The 20,663-nt window shown below is 75.5% G+C and carries 14 protein-coding genes and 1 tRNA gene; 11 read left to right on the top strand and 4 right to left on the bottom strand.

The window, feature by feature from the left end; all coding sequences use genetic code 11:
* Positions 1 to 53 precede the first annotated feature (53 nt).
* Positions 54 to 3,668 carry a S8 family serine peptidase gene (locus tag H0H10_RS00380; RefSeq protein WP_188178746.1) on the bottom strand — a complete coding sequence of 1,205 codons (3,615 nt, stop codon included), beginning with the start codon at positions 3,666 to 3,668 and terminating at the stop codon, positions 54 to 56.
* 204 nt (positions 3,669 to 3,872) lie between these two features.
* On the opposite strand from H0H10_RS00380, the gene H0H10_RS41035 reads away from it, so the two are divergent.
* The 6 genes from H0H10_RS41035 to H0H10_RS00350 all read left to right on the top strand — a co-directional run bounded on the left by H0H10_RS41035 (position 3,873) and on the right by H0H10_RS00350 (position 14,753).
* Positions 3,873 to 4,697: a CU044_2847 family protein gene (locus H0H10_RS41035; protein ID WP_373566777.1), complete on the top strand. Its 825-nt coding sequence runs from the start codon at positions 3,873 to 3,875 to the stop codon at positions 4,695 to 4,697.
* Positions 4,694 to 6,379, top strand: a complete 1,686-nt coding sequence (locus H0H10_RS00370; RefSeq protein WP_188178745.1) for a VMAP-C domain-containing protein — start codon at positions 4,694 to 4,696, stop codon at positions 6,377 to 6,379. The genes H0H10_RS41035 and H0H10_RS00370 overlap by 4 nt, the downstream gene beginning before the upstream one ends.
* 32 nt (positions 6,380 to 6,411) lie before the next feature.
* Entirely contained in the window at positions 6,412 to 7,461 is a 1,050-nt protein-coding gene (locus H0H10_RS00365; protein ID WP_188178744.1) for an AAA family ATPase, read from the top strand.
* Complete coding sequence (locus H0H10_RS00360; RefSeq protein ID WP_188178743.1) at positions 7,451 to 12,145, top strand: SAV_2336 N-terminal domain-related protein; 4,695 nt, start codon at positions 7,451 to 7,453, stop codon at positions 12,143 to 12,145. The genes H0H10_RS00365 and H0H10_RS00360 overlap by 11 nt, the downstream gene beginning before the upstream one ends.
* A gap of 141 nt (positions 12,146 to 12,286) precedes the next feature.
* The gene (locus H0H10_RS00355; RefSeq protein WP_188178742.1) at positions 12,287 to 13,324 is read left to right on the top strand and encodes a rod shape-determining protein; all 1,038 of its coding nucleotides are present in this window, start codon (positions 12,287 to 12,289) and stop codon (positions 13,322 to 13,324) included.
* Positions 13,325 to 13,346: 22 nt separating this feature from the next.
* Entirely contained in the window at positions 13,347 to 14,753 is a 1,407-nt protein-coding gene (locus tag H0H10_RS00350; RefSeq protein WP_188178741.1) for a GAF domain-containing protein, read from the top strand.
* A gap of 27 nt (positions 14,754 to 14,780) precedes the next feature.
* Here H0H10_RS00350 and H0H10_RS00345 read toward each other — a convergent pair whose 3' ends face one another.
* Both H0H10_RS00345 and H0H10_RS00340 read right to left on the bottom strand, forming a co-directional pair.
* Positions 14,781 to 15,761 carry an anti-sigma factor RsbA family regulatory protein gene (locus tag H0H10_RS00345; RefSeq protein ID WP_188178740.1) on the bottom strand — a complete coding sequence of 327 codons (981 nt, stop codon included), beginning with the start codon at positions 15,759 to 15,761 and terminating at the stop codon, positions 14,781 to 14,783.
* On the bottom strand, positions 15,758 to 16,123 hold the full coding sequence (locus H0H10_RS00340; protein ID WP_188178739.1) for an STAS domain-containing protein: 366 nt from the start codon (positions 16,121 to 16,123) through the stop codon (positions 15,758 to 15,760). The genes H0H10_RS00345 and H0H10_RS00340 overlap by 4 nt, the downstream gene beginning before the upstream one ends.
* Positions 16,124 to 16,345: 222 nt before the next feature.
* On the opposite strand from H0H10_RS00340, the gene H0H10_RS00335 reads away from it, so the two are divergent.
* From H0H10_RS00335 to H0H10_RS00315, 5 genes are all read left to right on the top strand, one after another.
* Positions 16,346 to 17,035 carry an ANTAR domain-containing protein gene (locus tag H0H10_RS00335; protein WP_188178738.1) on the top strand — a complete coding sequence of 230 codons (690 nt, stop codon included), beginning with the start codon at positions 16,346 to 16,348 and terminating at the stop codon, positions 17,033 to 17,035.
* A gap of 79 nt (positions 17,036 to 17,114) precedes the next feature.
* Positions 17,115 to 17,279, top strand: coding sequence for a hypothetical protein (locus H0H10_RS00330; protein WP_188178737.1), 165 nt, complete (start codon positions 17,115 to 17,117; stop codon positions 17,277 to 17,279).
* A gap of 205 nt (positions 17,280 to 17,484) precedes the next feature.
* Complete coding sequence (locus tag H0H10_RS00325) at positions 17,485 to 19,161, top strand: AbeC-like domain-containing protein (protein WP_188178736.1); 1,677 nt, start codon at positions 17,485 to 17,487, stop codon at positions 19,159 to 19,161.
* Entirely contained in the window at positions 19,151 to 19,510 is a 360-nt protein-coding gene (locus tag H0H10_RS00320) for a hypothetical protein (RefSeq protein WP_188178735.1), read from the top strand. The genes H0H10_RS00325 and H0H10_RS00320 overlap by 11 nt, the downstream gene beginning before the upstream one ends.
* Positions 19,511 to 19,522: 12 nt before the next feature.
* Positions 19,523 to 20,323: a hypothetical protein gene (locus tag H0H10_RS00315; protein ID WP_188178734.1), complete on the top strand. Its 801-nt coding sequence runs from the start codon at positions 19,523 to 19,525 to the stop codon at positions 20,321 to 20,323.
* 11 nt (positions 20,324 to 20,334) lie between these two features.
* On the opposite strand, the gene H0H10_RS00310 is transcribed toward H0H10_RS00315, so the two are convergent.
* Positions 20,335 to 20,411: transfer RNA gene (locus tag H0H10_RS00310), tRNA-Ile, on the bottom strand.
* Between the last annotated feature and the right edge of the window lie 252 nt (positions 20,412 to 20,663).

The following is a 20,663-nucleotide window of genomic DNA, read 5'->3' as shown; positions in this document are numbered from 1 at the left end:
GGGAAGACGACGGCGCCGCCTCCCCGTCCCAGGGAGGCGGCGCCGTCCGCGTGCTACCGGACGCCCACGGCCCGGACGATCTCCTGCGTCACCGAGCCGCCCCGGTCGTCGCGCGCCGAGGCCCGCAGCGAGACGTGCTCGGCGCCGCGGGGCACGCTCAGCGTGCCGCGCCAGGACGCGCCGTCGCCGTCGCGGAGCTTCACCGGCTGCCACGACTCGCCGCCGTCGTAGGACACGTCGAGCTTCCCGCCGCCGATCGTCCCGGTGTCCGGGGCGCCCACCACGTACTCCGCTCCGATCCCGACCGGCACCTGGCGGCCGCCGCGCACCTCGCCCGCGAGGTCGGTGTCGACGTCGAAGGACAGGTTGAGCAGGGGCAGGAAGGTCCAGCGGTCCTCGGGCGTGGCCGCCGACCGGAAGGTCCACTCGGCGTGGCCCTTTGTCCCGAGCCCCCAGCGGCCGGCGTCCAGCGCGGTGTCGGTGACGAGCCGGTAGGTGTGCTCGTCGGCGGGCGCTTCCCACACGTAGGCGGCGGAACTCCTGCGCTCGTCGACCAGTTCACCGTCCAGGTACACGGCCGTGGTCTGGGACATGCCGCTGTCCTCGCTCCACACGTCGCCGAAGCCGGTGTGGTCGGGGCCGGAGTCGCCCCAGCCGGGGGCGTTGAACTGGAGCCGGTTGCCGGCCCGCTGCTGACCCCAGCCGAGCCCGGTGCCGAGCCACGGGTGCCACACGGGCTTGAACCAGTTCAGCTCCGGACGCGAGCCGCCCTCGTACCGGACCAGCCCGCCGCGCTCCTCCAGCGCGCCGCCGGCGGAGTCCACCGACTCGTGCCACAGCTGACCGGGCCCGGTCGACACGTACTCGGTCCGCTCGACGGGGTAGTCGATCCGCTCCTTGAAGCCGACGCCTATGGGGAAGGTGCCGGTGATCGAGTAACGGAACTCGCCCCCGCTCGACGGCTCGGCACCGTGGTACTTCGTGTGCACGGCGGCCAGGTCGCGCCGGCCGGGCTCGTAGGTCAGGTCCCGGTCGGGAATCGCGCCGGGGTGCCCCTCCGACAGGTCGTAGACGTACGGCGTGTTGCGCGTGCCGGTCATGTCGACCCGGCCGGCCGCACGCAGCCGGGCCGCGTCGGCGGCGGAGACCGTGGCGATCTGCACGGGCCGGTCGGCGTTGTCGTCCGTGCCCCACCACGCCATCAGCCGGCCGGGCGCGTCGTCGGTGACGAACAGGGCCTTCGCCCCCGCGTCCTGGGCGGCCTGGGCGAGGGCGGCCGGGTCGGTGCCCTCGGTGAGGCGGGCGAGGACCGCCTTGCCCCTCACCCCGGTGAACGGGCCGTCGCCGACGTCGACCAGCGGAAGCCGGCCGCGCCCCTCGACCAGGGTGCCGCCCGGCTGGACCACCGCCTCACCGATCCCCTTGACCTCCAGCAGCGGCTTGCCGAGCCGCCACACGGTCCGGTACTCGAAGTCGCCCTCGGTGACCTTCCCGGTGGGCGCGGCGAAGACGCTGTCGTACGTCAGCGGCACCTGGACCGCGCCGAACAGGTCGGACCCGTTCGCGCTGCGGTCGTACTCCATGAGCAGTTGCCGGGTCTCGGTTCGCCGGCCGGTGTCCGCGCTGATCTCGCGCAGCTTCCGGCCGTCGAGGGTGACCTCGCGGTCCCGGTCCAGGACGACCTCGGGTGCCGCGAGGAAGCCGAGCCCGAGCGAGTCGGCGCCGTGGCTGCCGCGCACGTCGAGGAAGGAGGTCAGGCTGTACGTCCCGGGCGCCAGCCTGAGCTTCAGGGTGCCGGAGTCGCCGACGTGCGCGGGGACGGGGTCGACGCCCTCGGCGAGCTGCTGGACCACCAGGTCGGCGGGGGTGGCTTCGCCCGCCCGGTCCTTGACGTGCACGGTGAGCGTGTACCGCTCCTCCTCCTTCACCAGCCCGAACGCCGTGTGCGCGACGGGGGTGCCGCCGGCCGAGGCGACGATCTGCCCGCTGGTGGTGCCGACCGGCGCCTTCGCCCCGTCGCCGGTGACGGTCGTCGAGGCGGTGCCGTGCGCGGGCACGGTGAGCGTGGTGTCGGCGAGGGTGGCGACGCCCTCGGGCGCGCCCTGCACCGACAGGCTCAGCTCGACGTCCGCGTCGGAGGCGTTGGTGTAGGTGACGGTCCTGGTGACCGGCTTGTTGCCGTCGTAGGGCCAGGAGTGGAAGCCCAGGTCGGCGCTGCCGGTGGCGGTGACCTCGGCGGCGATGGCCGAGGGCACGCTGAGCCGGCCCGCGCCCAGCCGGTAGGCGGAGGCGTCGAGCCGCTTCGACGTCGACATCAGCGCGTCCTTGAGCTGCGCGCCGGTCCAGTCGGGGTGCTGCTCGGCGAGCAGGGCGGCCACGCCGGCGACGTGCGGCGTCGCCATCGACGTACCGTCCATGGAGGTGTAGTCGCCGCTGCCCTCGCTGAGCCGGGACCGGGCGGCGAGGATGCCGACGCCGGGCGCGGACAGGTCGGGCTTGAGCGCGTTGTCCCCGTAGCGGGGTCCGGCGCTGGTGAACCAGGCGGCCTCGTCGGCGGAGTCGACGGCCCCCACGGTGAGGGCGGCGTCGGCGGCGCCGGGCGAGCCGATGGAGGACGGGGCACCGGTGTTGCCGGCGGCGATGACGAACAGCGCGCCGGTCTCGCGGGACAGGGTGTTCACGGCCTGTGCCATCGGATCGGTGCCGTCGCTGGGCTCGGTCGAACCGAGACTCATCGAGACGATGTCGGCGCCCACGTCCCGGGCGGCCCACTCCATGCCGGCGATGATCTCCGACTCGCTGCCCGAGCCCTGGTCGTTCAGTACCTTGCCGACGGCGAGCGTGGCACCCGGCGCGACACCCTTCTCCTTGCCGTCGGAGGCGGCACCGCTGCCGCCGACCGTGGAGGTGACGTGCGTGCCGTGTCCGTGGCGGTCGTCGACCTCCTCGCCCGCGATGAAGCTCCGGCTCTGTGCGATCCGCCCGTCGAGGTCGGGGTGGCCGGCGTCCACGCCCGAGTCGAGGACGGCGACCGTGACGCCCTTGCCGGTCAGCCCGGCCTGCCACGCTTCGGGCGTGCCGATCTGCGCGTTGCTCTCGGCCATGTCGGCGCTGACGCGTCCGTCGAGCCACACGCCGTCGATGCCGTCCTGCCGGGTGAACGCCTGCCAGAAGGCCCGCCCCTTGTCGGCCTCGACGGCGGCCCCGCGCACACTGGGCAGCGCCCGTGTCCGCTCGGCGCCCCTCGGTGTGGCGGCCTTCGCGCCCTTGTCGTACGTCATGATCAGCGGCAGTTCGCCGGTCTCGGTGTCGGCGAGGCCCTGGCGGAGCAACTCCCCGACGTCGAAGAGCCGTTCGTCGAGGGTGCCGTTGCGCAGGTAGGGCAGGGCCTCGTCGGGTACGACGCTGAGCGCGCCGTTGGCGTTGCGGGTGCGTACGGTGCCGGTGGCGCCCTCGGGCCGCTCGACGGTGACGGTCTTCCGGCCGCCGCCGAGGTCGGTGACGGTCACCCGGTCGCCGGTGACCAGGGTGACGGTACGGGTGTCTGCCTGGGTGCGCTTCCCGGCGGGAGCCTCCTGCGCCGTCGCCGCCGGACCGGCCGGCAACAGCGCGATCACAAGCCCGGCCGACAGGAGGGTCGCCCCGCGTCTGACTGGTCCTCTGCTCATCCACGCCTCTCTTCGTAGAGTGCTGCGAAGAGTCTCAGGGGGCTTGTGTTGCAGGGGAGTTGACGGGAGGTGGCGGGTTGGCGCCCTGGCGGGTTCCCGCCAGCGGCACGGCGGCCCGGCGCCGGAACACGGGACACGGCCGAGTACCGTCCGTCACAATGGGGCTCCGCACAGAGACGGTGGCACACAGGAGCGAGCGGCACCATGGACGGTTTGGTGGAGTTCAGGACCGAGGACGGCGCCCATGTGGTGGTGGAGGCCGTCGAGGACGAGTCCGGCTCCCGTCTCGTCTCACGCGACGACGCACCGGCCCGGACCACCCGGACCTTCGAGGGCGCCCTGGAAGGGGTGCGCGCGGCGGCCCACTCGGCACTGCGGGTCTTCCGGGACGGCTCGCTCAGACCCGACTCCGTGGAGCTGGAGTTCGGGGTGAAGCTGACCGCGGAGGCCGGGGCGGTCATCGCCAAGGGGTCGGCGGAGGGCCACCTGGTGGTGAAGCTGAGCTGGTCGCCGGGGGCGGACCGGGCGGGCATCGCCACCGGCCCGACGATCCCGGCCCAAACGGGAGTCCAGCCGGACCCGGACCCCGGCGCCGAACCGAACCCACGCCCCCATTCGACCCCGCGCCCCCACCCCATCCCGGACACCCACCCGATCCCCGGCCTCCACCCCGTTGCGGACACCCACCCGGCCCCCGGCCCTCAACCCGGCCCGGAATCCCCCGCCTCCCCCGACCTCCAGGCCGCCCCGGAGACCCACACCACCCGCGGCCCCCAGGCCGACGCGGAGACCTACAACGCCCCCGGCCCGGAAACCCACAACACCCCCGGAAACACGGAGAACCCAAGGACCCAGGCACGCCCGTACCCCCACCCGATCCCCGGCCCCCAACCCGGCCCGGAATCCCCCACCTCCCCCGACCTCCAGGCCGCCCCGGAGACCCACACCACCCCCGGCCCCCAGCCCGGCCCAGAAGTCCACCCCGCCCCGGGCACCCAGGCGGACCCGGGAGCCGTCGGCCGGTCATGAACAGCGCCGCCTGGCACGCCCGGATCGAGTGCGGGGGGCGGATCACCGGAGCGGGCTTCCTGGTCACCCCCGACAAGGTGGTCACCTGCGCCCACGTCGTGCGCGACGGCGACCGGCACCCGCTGACGGTGACGTTCACCGAGCGTCCCGGCATGCCCGCCGTGCCCGCGCGGATCGTCGCCCACGGCGGCTGGTCCGGCGGGGCCACCGACCTCGGCGACCTGGCGGTGCTGGAACTGCGGCACGAGGTCGGGATCGCGCCGGCCGCGCTGGCACCCCCCGGCGCGGCGCACGGCGAACCGCCCCGCAGACTGGTCGTGTACGGCTTCCCCGCCGGCTTCGACGAGGGCGCGCTCGCCGAGTACCGCACCACGGGCCCGCAGCTCATCAAGAACGAGTGGAACCAGCTGGAGGCCTGGCAGACCGACGGCCAGCCGCTCGCCCGCGGCTACAGCGGCGCCGCGGTCGCCCTGGCCGACACCGGCGAGGTGGTCGGCATGGTCACGGCGGCGGCCGGGGCCAAGGGGGTGCGCAACGGGCGGATGATGCCGGTCCAGGTCATGGCCCGCTACTGGCCCGACCTGGAGAGCCTCGTACCGGCCTCCCCGCACGCGGCGGCCCAGCGCGCCCGGCTGCGCGAACTGGTCGAGAAGGCGGTCCGGGCGGGCCTGGAATGCGATCCGGTGCGGCTGTACACCGCCGCGGCCGACCCGTTCGACCCGCTGCCGCCGCCGGGCGGCTTCGACTCGCTGCGGTCGGCGGCGCTGTTCGTGCTCTGTGAACTCGACGCCCGCGCCACCGCCACCGTGGCCCGGTTCGCCGACCACCTGGAGTCCCTGCTCGGCGTCACCGACGAGACCGACACGCCGGACTGGTCGCCGATCCTCGTCGAACTGGCGCCCAGCGGCGCCGGCCAGGGCCTGATCCGCGTGGAGGTCTCGGCGTACAGCGGCGGACGGCGGCATCCGGTCGGTTCGGACACGGTCCCTCAGGCGCGGCTGCGCACCCATGTGCAGGACCGGATCGAAGCGGCGTTCCGTCACCTCACCCCGGGCACCCAGGAGTTGATCGCCTTCGCCCTGCCCCGCGACTGGCTCGACTGGCCCGTCGACCGCTGGCCGAAGGCCCCCGACGACGACACCCCGCTCGGCTGCGTCTACCCGGTCGTCGTCACCGACCACGCCCGCCGCAAGCCCGGCACCCGGCACGTCCTGACCCGCGCCTGGAACCGGCTCGACGCCCGCCCCGGCACCCGGCTGCACCGCGTGGAGTGCGCCTGCCCGGAGGACCCCCGGAAACTGCGGCACGCGCTGCGCCGCTCCGAGGCCTGCCTGGCCGGTTTCGCCGCCGCCCCGCACACCGCCCGGGCCCGCCCGCACTTCGAGGTGTCGCTCACCGCGCCGGCCCCGGTGATCATGTGGTCGCGCGCCGGCTGCGCCGACGCCCACCCGGCCGCACCGGGCGCCCGCGACTGCCCGGGCACGGCCTTCCTCGACGCGCTCGACGCCCACGTGGGCCGGGTGCCGCCCGCCCGGCTCCCGCGCGCGGTGCTGGACCTGCGGGAGGAGGCCCACCTGGAGGACGGCCACTGGGCGAGCGACATCCAGTTGCTGTGGGACGACCCGCGCTGCTTCACCGAGCCGCACGGCGACGCCGTCCACCTCCAGTGCCCCGTGGCCTGACCACCGCCCTCACGAGACCGGAGAAACCGCAGATGCCGCACTGGTCCGTCTACACCGGCGACAGCGAGCCGCACGACGGCATCGACCGGCTGCCCGCCCCACCGCCGTGGCGGGCGTTCGACGGCGGGCCCCCGCTGCCCTCCCCCCGTGACACCGACGACGAGGCGGCCGTCTCGCCGGACCGCGTGCACCGGGCGCAGACGTACGTCGCCACCCCGGAGAGCGTGCAGCTCGTCAACGCCGCGCTGTACCTGCGCCGCCCGCTGCTGGTCACCGGGCCCCCCGGTACGGGCAAGTCCTCGCTGGCGTACGCGGTGGCGCGCGAGCTGCGGCTGGGACCCGTGCTGCGCTGGAACATCACCAGCCGCAGCACCCTCGCCGACGGCCTCTACCAGTACGACCCGCTGTCCCGGCTCTACGCGGCCCGGCAGGCCGCGCGGCACGAGGGCCGCCGGCCGGGCCCCGGGGACGAGCCGCCCGGCCCCGGCGGGGGCGTCGCGGACCACCTGCGGCTCGGCCCGCTCGGCACGGCCCTGCTCCCGTACGCGCGGCCCCGCGTCCTGCTGGTCGACGAGATCGACAAGAGCGACCTGGACCTGCCCAACGACCTGCTGAACATCCTGGAGGAGGGCCAGTACGAGATCCCCGAACTGGTCCAGGCGGCCCGGCACTCGGCCGACGGCACGGCCTCCGTGCTGGCGGACGGCGGTGACACGCCCGTCACCGTCCGACGGGGCCGGGTGCGCTGCCGCGCCTTCCCGTTCGTCGTCCTGACCAGCAACGGGGAGCGCGAGTTCCCGCCCGCCTTCCTGCGCCGCTGCGTCCGGCTGCGGCTGCGGCGGCCCGACCGGGCGCAGCTCACCGAGATCGTCCGCGCCCACCTGGGCGAACCGGGCACCGGGGCCACCTCGCTGATCGACGCCTTCATGGACCGGGCGACCAGCGGTGAACTCGCCACCGACCAGCTGCTGAACGCCATCTACCTCACCGGCGTCGCCGGTCTGGACGCCGACTCCCGTGACGCCCTGGCCGAGCAGCTGATGCCGTATCTGAGCGCGGCGGCGGACGGCGATGGCCTCTGACCCGGCCGGCGACGAGCCGGCACCCGCCGCCGCGGCGCGGGACCGCGCCGACGCGTCCGCGGACGCCGTCGGCCGGCTGCGGGCCGTGCTGGCCGCCGCCGCGGGGCCGGGCGCGTCCGCCGACCCGACGCCGCGCGAACTGGCGGAACTGCTGTGGCTGGCCGCCCGGTTACCGGCACCGGCCGGGGCGGCAGCACCGGCTCCCGAGCCGGAGGGCCGCAAGGGCCTCCCCGCAGCCGCGGGCGAACGGCCCCCGGCACCGGACGCCGCCACCGGCGCGCCGTCGGCTCCGCCGCCGCGGCGGCCGCGCCCCGACCCGCCGCGCCCGGCCCGCCCCGACGGCCGGGTCCCGCTGCACCTGCCGGATCCCTCCCGGCCCGGGACGCTCGCCGACGGCACGGCGCTGCTCGCGCCCGCGCCCCCGATGCTGCACCACACGCTCGCCCTGCAGCGGGCGCTGCGCCCCTTGCAGCGGAAGGTGCCCGCGGCCCGCGCCCGCGTCCTGGACGAGCGGGCCACCGCCGACCGCATCGCCCGGCTCGGCGCGCACCCCGACGTCTGGCTGCCGGTGCTGCGCCCCGCCCCCGACCGCTGGCTGCGCCTGAACCTGGTCCACGACGCGGGCCCCACGATGCCCGTGTGGCGGCCCTTGGTCCGCGAACTGCACACCGTCCTGTCCCAGTCCGGCATCTTCCGCACGGTCACCGCGCATCCGGCCGGCCCCGACGGCCGCGCCCGCGGTGTCCCCGCCGTCGCCGACGGCCGTACCGTCACGCTGATCGTCACCGACTGCATGGGCCCCCAGTGGCGGCCGGGCCCGGCGGGCGACCGCTGGTACCGCACCCTGCGGCGCTGGGCCGAGCGCATGCCGCTGGCCGTCGTCCAGCCGCTGCCCGAGCACCTGTGGGCCGGCACCGCCCTGCCCGCGGAGGCCGGTCTGCTCACTCCCCCGGCCGCCGCCGCGCCCTCGGCCGCGCTCGTCTTCACCCCGTACGCCCCGGACGCCCCGGTGCGGCCGCCGTCCGCGGTCCCCGTGCCCGTGCTGGAGCCGGGCCCGGCCTGGCTCGCCAACTGGGCCGCGCTGGTCGCCGATCCGGGCGCCGGGCGGGTCCCGGGCGCGGTGGCCTGGCTGCCGCCCGCGCCGCTGCCGCCCACCGGACCGGCCCCGGACGTCGCCGAGCTGTCCGCCGAGGACCTGGTGCTGCGCTTTCGCGCGACGGCGTCGCCGGAGGCGTTCCGGCTGGCCGGCCATCTGTCGCTGGCCGTGCCGTCCCTGCCCGTGATGCGTCTCGCGCAGCGCGCCCTCGAACGCAGCCCGCGGCCCCAGCACCTGGCCGAGATCGTCCTCAGCGGACTGCTGACGGCGGTCCCCGGCCCGCCCGGCTCGTACGCCTTCCGGCCCGGCGTGCGCGAGCTGCTGCTGCGGTCCCTGCCGCGCACCGCCCGGGGGCGGACCCGCGAACTGCTGGCCCGGATCGGCGGGCTGATCGACGAGCGCGCCGGGTTCGCCGCGGGCGAGTTCCGCGCCCAGGTGCGCAACGGTGCGGGCGCGCGGGGCACGGCGTTCGCGACGGTCAGCGAGGAGACGGTGCGACGGCTCGGCGGGGACCGGGCCGGGGGGCGGCTGGTCGGCGGCCGGTACCGGCTGGTGGGGCAGCGCGAGACGGGCCGCCGGGTGTGGGAGGCCGTGGACGAGCGCACCGGCCGGCCGGTGGTCGTCCATCTGTATCCGGCACAGATGTCGCCGGAGCGGTTCCTGCGGGAGGCGCGGGCGCTCCTCGAGGTCGACGATCCCCATGTGGTGCGCGTGCTGGACCACGGTCTGGAGGGCGACCGGCCCTACCTGGTGGCGGAGTTCCTGGACGGGGTCACGGTCCGGGAGCTGGAGGACGGCAGCGGCCCCGGTGTGTCCTTCGGGGTGTTCGCGCGTCTGGCGGCCCAGACCACGGCGGGCCTCCAGGCCCTGCACGCACACGGACTGGTGCGGGGCCGGCCGGACGCCGACGGGCTGCTGCTGCGCCCGGACGGCACGGTGGTGATCAGCCGGTTCGCGCTCGGCCGGGAGGCCGAGGGCAAGGACCCCGCGCAGGACTTCACCGAACTCGGCCGCCTGGTGCAGCGTCTGGCCCGGCACGTGACCGCCCCGGCCAGGTACCAGGAGCTGGTCAGGGAGATAGAGCACAGTCCGGCGTCGCAGGTCTCGCGGTCGGCGGTGGCGGAGCTGGCCCGTGTCTCCTGGCCCCGCCGCATGCGGTTCGAACTGCTCGGCCGGCCTGCGGTGCGCCGCTACGACGGGTCGGTGCTGCCGGTGCCGCACGAGGCGGAGGCCCTGCTGTGCATGCTCCTGCTCCGGCACGGGCGGCGGGTGCCGCTGGCCGAGCTGACCGAGGGCCTGTGGGACACCCCGCCCCCCGGCTCCCCGGCCGACCGGGTCCGCGCGCTCGCCGGCGAACTGGGGGCGTGCCTCGGCCCCGGCGCCCTCGCCGCCCTGCCCGACGGCTACGCCCTGCACGCCCCGGACGACTACATCGACGTACGCCACTGCGAGGAACTGCTCGCCCGCCGCACGCCCGGACCCGGGCCCCGCGAGCGGCGCCGGGCGATCCAGAAGGCGCTGGACCTCTGGTACGGCGATCCCCTGGAGCGGGTCCCGGGCCCCGCCGCGCAGGCGGCCCGCGCCCGGCTGCGCGCCCTGCGCCTGACCCTGTGCGCCACCCGGGCCGAGCTCGACCTGGAACTCGGCGACCACGAGCGGGCCGCGGCGGACCTCGGCGCCCTGCTGCGGGACCACCCGCACCGCGAGGACCTGCGCCGGCTGCACATCCTGGCGCTGCGGGGCACGGGCCGGGTCGCGGAGGCCGTCGAGTCGTACGAGTCCTACGCCGAGTACCGGCAGCGGCAGCACGGCGAGCCCGTCGACCCCGCACTCCAGGAGCTGTACCGCGAGCTGCGCTCGGCGCCGGAACGGCCCCGGCCGACGATCGTGTTCGAGGCGGTCTCCGGCCTGGACGAGCAGGCGCGCCGCGTCCTCGGCCTGGCGGTGACCCGGCTGCTGGCGCAGGGTGAGCTCGCCACGCACCAGTACGAGGTGCTGGCCCGGGCGGGCGGCTACACCGTCCTCACCGAACCGGACGCCGACGTGCGGCCCGTGCTGGCCGACGTCCTGCACGCGCTGCCGGAGGCGCTGGCCGGGCTGGAGCGTGCGCCCAGGATGCGCGTCACGTTCTGGCACACCGCCCGGTTCGCCGACGCGGACCGGCCCGCCGAACCGGCGGACGTGCGGGCCGCCCTTAAGGGGGCCGAGGGGGACCTGCTGGTCGTGGCCTCCCCCGCGCTGTACGAGGAGTTCGCCGACGGCCCGTCGGCGCACGAGGCCGCCCGCTTCCGGCCGCTGCGGCCCGGTGCTCCGGACGCCCCGCCCCTGGCCTGGTACTGCCCGCTCGTCCTGGCCGCGCGGCCGCCCCGGGCCGCCGAACGCGACCTGGTCCGCGGCCCCTTCACGGTCGCGGACCCGGTCCGGCTCCCCGACCCGGAACCGGGCCGCACGGCCGTCGTCCTGGCGCCGCCGGACGGCCCGCCGGCCGTACTGCGCCCCGGGGACGGGGACCGTCTGCGCGCCGGCCGGCCGACGACGTACTACGAGGTCGACCTGACCACCCGACGGGCGGTCCACGAAGTGTCCCTGCCCGGTTCGCGGGGCGGGGTGTTCGCCGCCTCGGTCGAACTGTCCTGGTACGTCGACGACCCCGTCGCCTTCGTCGCCGCCGGCGTCACCCGGGTCGACGACCGCCTGCTCGGCCATGTGCTCGCCGAGGCGCCCCGCCTCACCGGCCGCCACCCCGTGCACCGCGCGGACGCCGCCCAGCAGGCCGTCAGGGAGGGGCTGCGCGGATGGCCGGTGCCGGGGCTGTCGGTGGCGTGCTCGGTGCGGCTGGCCCCGGGACGGGAACAGCTCGCCCGGCCGGTGCCGTCCTTGGCCGGCACGCTGCGCGGCCTGCTGCGGGACGCCGGCACCGTCCTGCTCGGGTTCGAGGGCCCGGTGACCCGGCCGTACTCGGCGAGAACCGCGCGGGAGGCCGCCCTCGACCTGCTCTCCCTGGTGGCCGAGCACCGCGACCCCGAGGACGCCCTGGCGGGCCGCCCGCTCCTTACCGGCGACGGCTCGTTCACCGCCTCCGAGGAGCTGGTGCACCCCCTGGACGTCCTGCGTGCGTTCGCCGGCCGGAGCGTCGGGCGCCCGCTCGCGCGGCGCCTCGACCGGCTGGAGCTGCGGGCGGTCGCCGAGGCCAGTCCCACCCCGCACGCCGCCGCCTTCGTCCGGGCCCTGCACGCGAGCGGACGCCGGACGGCGGTGGTCACGGACTTCTCCGAAACGGCCGTGCACCGCTTCCTGGGCCGCGGCACGGTGCCCGTACGGGACGTCCACGGCCGCGACGACGACCCCCGGCTGCTGATGCCCGACCCCGACTGCCTGCTGCGGGCCCTGTACTCCCCCGGCGTCCCGGCCCCGGCGGGTGTCCTCATCGGCTCCTCGGTCGCGGAGTTCGCCGCGGCCCGGCAGGTCGGCGTGGGCTTCGTCGGCCTCGCCGGCTCCGCCGCCGCCGACCGCCGGCTGCGCGAGGCCGGCTGCAGGGTGACCGTTCCCTCCCTCGAACCCCTCCTCGAAGCCACCCGCGCCCTGTAGGGGCCGGCGGGGCGAACCCGTTCAGCGGCCCCCCGCCCGGCCCCCTCCAACAGGCGCCCGCCCCCGCCCCCCGCGCACGATGCCTGAGAGGCCGGCCACCCCGGCGGCCCCGCACGGTACGCGCTCTCGGGAGGATCTGCCATGACCGCCAGTCTGGAGCAGCTGCGCCGCTGCCACTTCGCCGTGGACCTGGGGGCGGCGAGGACACGCGTGTACGTGAAGGGTGCCGGGATCGTCGTCGACGAGCCGTCCGCGGCCGCGGTCAACACCCACACCGGCGCGCTCATCGCGGTCGGCGAGTTCGCGGAGAGGATGACCGGCCGCACCCCCGGCTACATCCGTGTCGTGCGGCCCGTCTCCGGCGGCACCGTCGTCGACATCGAGATGGCGCAGCGGATGCTGCGGCACCTGCTCGGCGACCGGATCCGCCGCAACCTGCGCCGCAAGCCCCGGCTGCGGGCGGCCGCCTGCACGCCGCACGACGCGGACCCGCTGGCCCAGCGGGCGGCGATCGAGACGCTGGTCGGGCTCGGCGCGCGCCGTGTCGAACTCGTCGACACGCTCATCGCCGCGGCCATCGGCTGCGGTCTGCCCGTGGAGCAGCCCGAGGCAACGATGATCATGGTGTGCGGGGCGCACGCCACGCAGGTCGCCGTGCTGTCCCTCGGCTCGATCGTGAACGCCGAGCGCATCCCGGTCGGCGGTGAGGCCGTCGACCACGCGATCGTGCAGCACCTGCGTCACCAGCACGAGCTGGTGCTGCCCAGCCAGTCGGTACGGCCGCTGCAGGTCGCCCTGTCCGGCAACGGGCTCACCCCGCAGGGGCCGTCCTCGACCGAGATCCACGGCCGGGACGTGGCCACCGGTCTGCCCCGCAGCGTGAAGGTCGACACCGCCGCCGTGCGCAACGCCATCCAGACGCCGCTGACCGCCGTGCTCGACGGCATCGGCAAGGTGCTGCGGGAGTGCCCGCCGGACCTGGTCGCCGATCTCGCCGACCGCGGGATCATGATGGTCGGCGGAAGCGCGCTGCTGCCCGGGTTCGACCAGATGCTGCGTCAGGCGACCGGCATGCCGGTGCACATCGCCGAGCGGCCCGACGTGTGCGCCGTCCAGGGGCTCGGCATCATGCTGGAGGGCCAGGTGGCGCCGCTGGTGCTGGACCCCCTGGCCGACTGAGCCGCCGAGGAGGCCGGACCGCATGACCGGCCCGTCCGCCACCCGGCTGACCCGGCTGCTGGAGGCCGTCCTCGGCGTCGGCACCGACCTCGGTCTGCCCGGCACCCTGCAGCGCATCGTGGACGGTGCCGCGGAGCTGACCGGCGCCGCCTCGGCGACCCTGGCCGCGACCGACCCCGGACGGGACGGCTTCACCGAGATCCGTGCCGTCCGCCGGCCGGGCACCGCAGCGGAGGCGGCCCACCGGCTGCGGGTTCCGATCCACGTGCACGACGAGGAGTTCGGCGAGCTGCTGCTGGCCGGGCGGCCCGGCGGCGGCCCGTTCACGGCCGAGGACGAGCACCTGCTGCGGGTCCTGGCCGCCCACGCCGGCATCGCGATCGGCAACGCCCGGCTGTACGAGGCGGCCCGGCAGCGCGAGCGCTGGATCGAGGGCGCGGCGGCCGTCACCACCGCGCTGCTGACCGGGGAGAGCGCCGACGACGCGCTGATGACCGTCGCCGAGCGGGCCCGGATCCTCGCCGACGCCGCCGCGGGCGTGATCCTGCAGCCCACCGACGAGGGCGGCATGGAGATCGTGACCGCCTCCACGCTCGACGACCCGGGGGGCATCGTCGGCACCACGATCGCCCCGGGCAGTGCCGTGCTGGAGCAGCTCCTCGGCGGTGAACCGGTGTTCATCGCGGACTCCGCGACCGATCCGCGGATGACGACCCACGTCCGGCACCGGTTCGGGCCGAGCATGATGCTGCCCCTCCGCTCCGGCGGCCGGCTGATCGGCACCCTCGCGCTGCCCCGCCGCCGCGGGGGCCGGCCCTACACGGCCGTGGAGCGGCTCCTCGCCGGCCAGTTCGCCTCCCAGGCCGCGCTCGCCCTGGTCCTCGCCGACGCGGCGCACCGCCGGGAACGCCTCGCGGTCCACGAGGACCGCGACCGCATCGCCCGTGACCTGCACGACCTGGTGGTGCAGCGGCTGTTCGCCACCGGCATGACACTGGAGTCCACACGGCGCCGCCCCGGTGCGGAGGAGGTCGGTGACATCCTCGGCCGGGCGGTGGAGGAGCTGCGGTCCACGGTCCAGGAGGTCCGTACGGCGATCTTCGCGCTGCAGCAGCACCCGGCCGGTCCGCCGACCGGGCTGCGCGCCCGGGTGCTGCGCGAGACGGCGTGCGCCGCCGCGCGGCTCGGCCACACTCCGTCGACGCACTTCACGGGCGCCGTCGACAGCCTCGTACCGGACCGGGTCGGGGACCGTCTGCTCGCCGCCCTGCGCAGGGCCCTGGCGGCCGCTGCCGGCCGGGTGGAGGTGACCGTCGACGCGACCGTGAGGCTCGCGGACGGCCGGGACGGGGTGCGGCTGACCGTGCACGACGACGGGCCCGCCGGCGGCGGCGCGGGGACGACGGTCACCTGGGAGGCGCCGCTGTGACCGGCCGGAAGCGCGGACGAGGGTCCGTCACAGCGCGAACCAGCACCGTACGGTCGTCCCGTCCCGGCCGGTGTGCATCCGGACCAGGTCCGAGACGAGGTTGACCAGCAGCAGCCCGCGGCCGCCGCGCTGGTCGCGGGAGGCGGGGCGGCGTCCGGCCAGCGGGTCCGTGAGCCGCCCGCCGTCGCGCACCTCGCACACCACGAAGCCGTCCTCGGACCAGACCCGCAGCACGCCGGAACCGGCGCCGTGCACCACGCTGTTGGTGGTCAGTTCCGCCGTCACGAGCGCCAGGTCCTCCAGCCGGACGCCGGTCAGCCCGAGCGCCGCGCCCGCGTCGGCGGCCAGGTGCCGGGCCTGGGGCAGCGAGCCGGCGTCGAAGGGGAACACCGGCGCGTCCGGCACCGGCGGCAGCGGCTCGTTGTACCGGGCGACGACGCCGTCCGGGTCGTAGGCGGCGCTGCCCTGTGCGCGCCGGGAGCCGGAGGGGATGACGGTGGGGTGGGTGGCGCGGGCGTCGGCGAGGACGCGCTCGTCGAGGCGGCGGGCGTCGTACGGGCACAGGATGGTGACCGTCCGGCCCCGGAAGGCGGCGTTGATCAGCGCCTCGTGCTGGGCGCAGGCCGGGTACTCGGTGCCGGTGCGGCCGGCCCAGATCGGCTCGCCGATGATCCGCACCCGCCGGCCGGCCGGGTGGGCGTCGGCGAAGGCGCGCAGCACCCCGGGAATGATCCGGCCGGGGTTGCGGCCCGCCTCCCGCATGTCCAGCAGCCGCACGCCGTCGGCGTCGGCGCCCAGCGCGTCCCGGATCAGGGTGAGCCGCTCGCCGGGCACGGCCACGGCCACGGGTTCGCCGGCCGCCAGCGCCTCCCGTACGAAGGGGACCGTGCCGTCGAGGTACTCCCGCTCGTCCCCGTAGAACAGGGCGGGGTGGTCGAAGGGCCCGGCGTCCTGGCGGGGGGCCGCCGGTGCCCGGTGTCCGGAGGGTGGTTCGGCCACGGCACTCATGACATCGACACCTCGATCGCCGGCACGTCGGGCCAGAACATCTCCAGCACCCGCCGCAGCGCGGGGGGCGGCCGGTGCAGCACGAGCCGCCGGCCGTCCGGCAGCCGCTCGGCGGCGGCCACGAGCACGCCGGCGCCGGCGACGTCGACGAACGTCACGGCGGACAGCTCCAGGTGGTACACGTCCTCTCCCTCGCTGTCCGGTCCCTCCCGCACCGCCTGCTCCAGCGCGCGCCGCCAGGTCCCGTGCGTCGACAGCCCCACCTCGCCCGCGGCCCGTACGCCCCTGCGCCCGGCCAGCGGTGAGACGGTCAGCCCCGGCGCACGGGTGGCCCCGGACCGCGTCTCGTGCTGAGTGCCCACGCTCGTCTCCCCATGCCTTCGGACGAGAGGCCTCTACCCGCCCGCGGGCCGGCCATTCCCCCACCGGTGTGTACTCCGCCGCCCGTCGGGCAGGCGAACTCCCAGCACCAGCCCACAGCACCAGTACGAACCCCCAGTACCCACTTCCATCACCACCGGACCACCGCCGGGCCGGGCGCACGGCCCCCGGCCCGGCCCGACGAGGACCGACAAGGCGGTGACATGAGCTCAGCGGCACCATCACGTCTGGCGGAACGGCCCACCACGCTGGTCATCGAGGACCGTGTGGACGCCGAGCAGGCACTGCTCGCCCCGCGGGGGGAGCTCGTCCACGGATGCGTGGACGCCCTGGCCGGGACGCTGGCCGCGCTGCCGGCCGGCATCGGCCGGGTCGATCTGGACATGAGCGGCGTGGTGTTCATGGACACGGCCGGACTGCAGTTCCTGGACCTCCTGGGCGGCTACGGCCACCGGCACGCGGTGCCGGTGACGGCCACGAACTGGAAGGGCCAGCCGCTGCGGATCCTGGAGCTGGCCGGCCTGGACACCACCGACCCCCTGTGCTCGACGGCCCGGCGGCCGGCCCCCGAACCGGGGCCTGCCCGCTCCGCGGTGGCGGCGGAGCGCTCGGAACGGCTGCACGTCCTCCAGGAGGAGGTGGCGCAGCTGCGGCAGGCCATCGCGTCACGGCCGGTGATCGACCAGGCACGGGGCGTCCTCATGGCCCTGCACGGCTGTACGCCGGACGAGGCGTGGCAGATCCTGCGGGAGACCTCCCAGCTGTCCAACACCAAGCTGCGCACCGTCGCCGCGGCGGTCACCGAGGGCGCCGGGACCGGCCGGGTCCCGCCGGCCCAGGTGCGCACGGCCCTGGCCAGGGCCCTGGCCCGGCTCGGCCGCCGAACCGGGTGACGCCGGCGGCGCGGGTGATGCCACCGGCCCGGGGCGGGGTACCCGGGAACGGGAAGCGCCGACCGACGGAGGCACCACGATGAGCGAGACCACCCCCTCCCAGGCCGAGGGCGAACGCGACGACGAGCCGAACACCCCCGTACGCCAAATGCCGCCGCACACGACCCCGTCCCAGGCGGAGGGCGAGCGCGACGACGAGCGCGACACGGAGGACCGGCCCCAGGGCCCCGGCATCGGGGCCTGAGCGGTCACACACCCGGGGCCGCACGGTCGGGTACGCCACCGTGCGGCCCCGGCCCCCCGGCGGCACAGTCCGTACTGCCGTCGGCCCGTTCGCGTGACACGCGAGGCGGAAACTCAAGCCGGGCACCCCTTCCGCTCTAGACTGATGTGCCCTCAACAGTTCGCCCACATCCCCGAGTTGAGGCACATGAGCGCCGAGGAGTGCCATGAGTACGGTCGTCGCCCCGCACGCGAGTGAGGCGAGCCGCCTGCTCTGTACGGGGGTGTATCTGGACAGGGAGTACCGGGACCGGGTCATCGACGAGCTGTACCTGAGGGAACAGCGGGTCGTGGCGCCCTCGCTCGGTTTCGACGCCGCCCGGGTCCTCGCCCATGCCTTGCGGGCCCGGCGGATCGAACTCGCCTGGTCCGCGGGCATCCTGGGGCTGCTGGCGATCGGGGCGGCGGCCACCAGGGGATGGCTCCTGCTCCTGGTGATCCCCGGGCTGCTGCTGACGTTCGGGCAGCGGGTCCGGGGGACGGCCGACGATCCGCCCACCCGTCGCCGGCTGCCCGCCTTCTGGCTCCGCTGGCTCGGCCGGCTCCTCCTCGCCTATCTGCTGGTCACCAGCCTGGTCGTGGCCGTCGGGAAGGACGGCCGGGGTGACCCGCTGTCGCCCCTGCGCACGGTCACCTTCGGTTTTCTGGTGCCGGACGTCGAGGTCGGCCGGTGGCAGGCGTGGCTGGCGCTGGTCACACTGCTGGCGGTCGGGGCGTGCGTGGCCGGGCAGCAGGTGCACTTCACCCGCGTGCTGCGCGGCGACCTGTCACCGCGGCGCTTCGCGGACGCGGCCGGCGACCCGGCCGAGCGGAGGGGCGGGCCCCGTTTCCAGCGGCTCAAGGACCGTATCCGGCTGGAGCAGCACTCACCGCTGATCATGTACCACGAAGGGCGCCCGTTCTGCGGCGCCGGGACCGCCCACGACACCTGGGTCCTCGCGGTCGAGCTGCGGCCGGACCCGGCGAAGCGGCGGCAGCCGATCGGCAACGGCACGGTCCTCGCCGCGGTGCGTCCGCTCCTGGAGCAGCTGCGCGATGTCGCCGAGTCCGCCGAACAGGCGGGCCATGCCGTACGGGACCGGCTGCGTCACCTGCGGATCGACGAGTGCGTGTTCCTCCCCGTGGAGGGACTGCGGCGCCGTGAGGACGCGCCGTACGACCGGCACGCGTTCGAGCAGCACCGGGCGCGTGCCGTCGAGGAGGGCGGCGAGAAGCGCCGGCACTTCCTGCGGATCACGGTGGGCGGCTGGGAGGAGGAACTGGTCGTCACGGTGTTCGTGCGCGTCCACACACAGGGCCGGATGCTCATGCTGGAGCTCGCCCCGCACGTGCTCTTCCCGGTGCGCGCGGACTTCAAGGACGCCGAGCACGCGGCCTACCGCTTCGCCAACCACAACGTCTTCGGCAAGGCGGTCTACATCCTCACCCACGTGCCCCAGGGCCCCGGACAGGCCCTGATCGCGGCCGGCCGTCGTGTCGTGACCGGCTGGCGCGGGCTCACCGGAGAGTTCGCCGGCGCGCTGCCCGACGGCCCGGCCCTGTCGGTGCGCGAGCTCGCCGCGGAACCGGGCGGTTCCCGGTTCCAGTCCATGGACGTCGACCGCTATCTGAGGACCGTGCAGGACCGCGTCGCCTACGGCGTGAAGGCGGCGATCGCGGAGGCCGGCTACCAGACGGGCGAGTTCGTCCAGAAGGTCATCTACATCAGCAACGGCGGGGTCAACATCGATTCCGCCGAGAACAGCACGTTCGCCATCGGCGACCATGCCCGAGCCACGACGACCAGCGGCACGACCAATGTGCGGACACCGCCGCAGAGGGGAGCCAGCATCCATGGCCAGTGACGAGTCCCGGCTCGACGTCACCATCGGCGACGTGTCCGGCAGCACGTTCGCCATCGGCGACCACGCACACGCCGAGAGCCACCACGGCACCACCGCACCGCGGGAGGAGGACATCGAGCGGCTTCTCGACGCCATCCGGGAGCTGCGGGCCGACCTGGGCAGGACGCGGGCGACCCCGCAGACCGCGGACCTGGACGCGGCCCTGGCCGACGCGGAGGACGAGATCACCCGCACCGGAAACCCGGGCCGAAGCCGCCTGCAACGCCTGCGTGAGCTGCTCACCGACGCGGAGTCGCTGACGGCCGTACTGGCCTCGGCGGCGACCCTCGCCGGCCTGCTCGGAACGTGACGGAAGGGACCGATGACCGGCAGCCCGCCCTACTGGAACGAGGACACCCAGAGCTGGGAGGACCACGACACCCCCGGGCCGCCCTCGCCGCCGCCCCCCGGGTCCACGAGGTCCGCGGGGCCCGGCGGGTCCGGCCGCCGCGTCCTGTGGACGGTGCTGGCCGCGGCCGCCGCGGTCGTCGTCGCGTCCGGCGTGGCGCTCGTCCGGCTCACCGGTGACGACGACGGTGACCGGGCCGACTCCCGGCCGGCGGCGACCCGCACCGGCGGGCCCACCGCTCCCGAAAGCACCGGCCCCGGCTCCGGGGGCCCCTCCACCCCGCCGGCCTCGCCTGCCCTGCCCGACGGCTACGAGCTCGTCCACGAGCAGGAAGAGGGCTTCGGTGCCGCCGTCCCCCGGGGATGGACACGGGACACGGACAAGGAGCCGACCGACCCGTTCGTGGTCGACTACGACGACCCCGCCCCCGGCAGCAGGGCCTTCGTCCGCTTCTCCGAGCTGTCCGGGTCCGACCCGGAGCAGTCGCTCGAAGAGGTCCGCTATTGGGAGGGCTTCGAGGAACTCGCCCCCTCGCACCCCCTCGACGGGGAGAACGGCCCCGCCTACGGCGTGGAGTACAGCTTCCGGTCGGACGGTGAGACCTGGTACGCCGTGGAGATCCATTTCCGGGCCTCCGACGGCAGCCTGTACGGCGTGGCGGCCTTCGACGTGGACGCCGACCTGACCGAGGACCGGGTCATCGCCCGCACGGCCCGGCAGCACTTCTGCCCTCCGGGCGCTCCGGGCTGTGCCGAGGACCAGAACTCTTCTTGACAGAAGAGCGGTGGTGGGGCGGGTGGGACTCGAACCCACGGCCGACGGATTATGAGTCCGCTGCTCTAACCGGCTGAGCTACCGCCCCATAGCGGCGTGTCGCGTACAAGTGTGCGCGCCGTCTGCCGCAGCATAGCCGCTCATACGATCTCCTGCCTCGGATGGGTCGGCTTCCCGCGGCCCTTCATGACCTTGAGGACTCCGCCACGCGCCGCGTGGTTCCCGGGACATGGGGCCGGACATGAAAAAGGACCCCGGCGGGGTCCTCGTTCAGCATGCTCCCCCGACTGGACTCGAACCAGTAACCTGCCGGTTAACAGCCGGCTGCTCTGCCAATTGA

The organism is Streptomyces griseicoloratus (genome assembly GCF_014534645.1).
GTDB classification, from domain to species: domain Bacteria; phylum Actinomycetota; class Actinomycetes; order Streptomycetales; family Streptomycetaceae; genus Streptomyces; species Streptomyces griseicoloratus.
The sequence above is the reverse complement of the archived record's forward strand: the minus strand, read 5'-3'. Positions and strand labels throughout refer to the sequence as shown.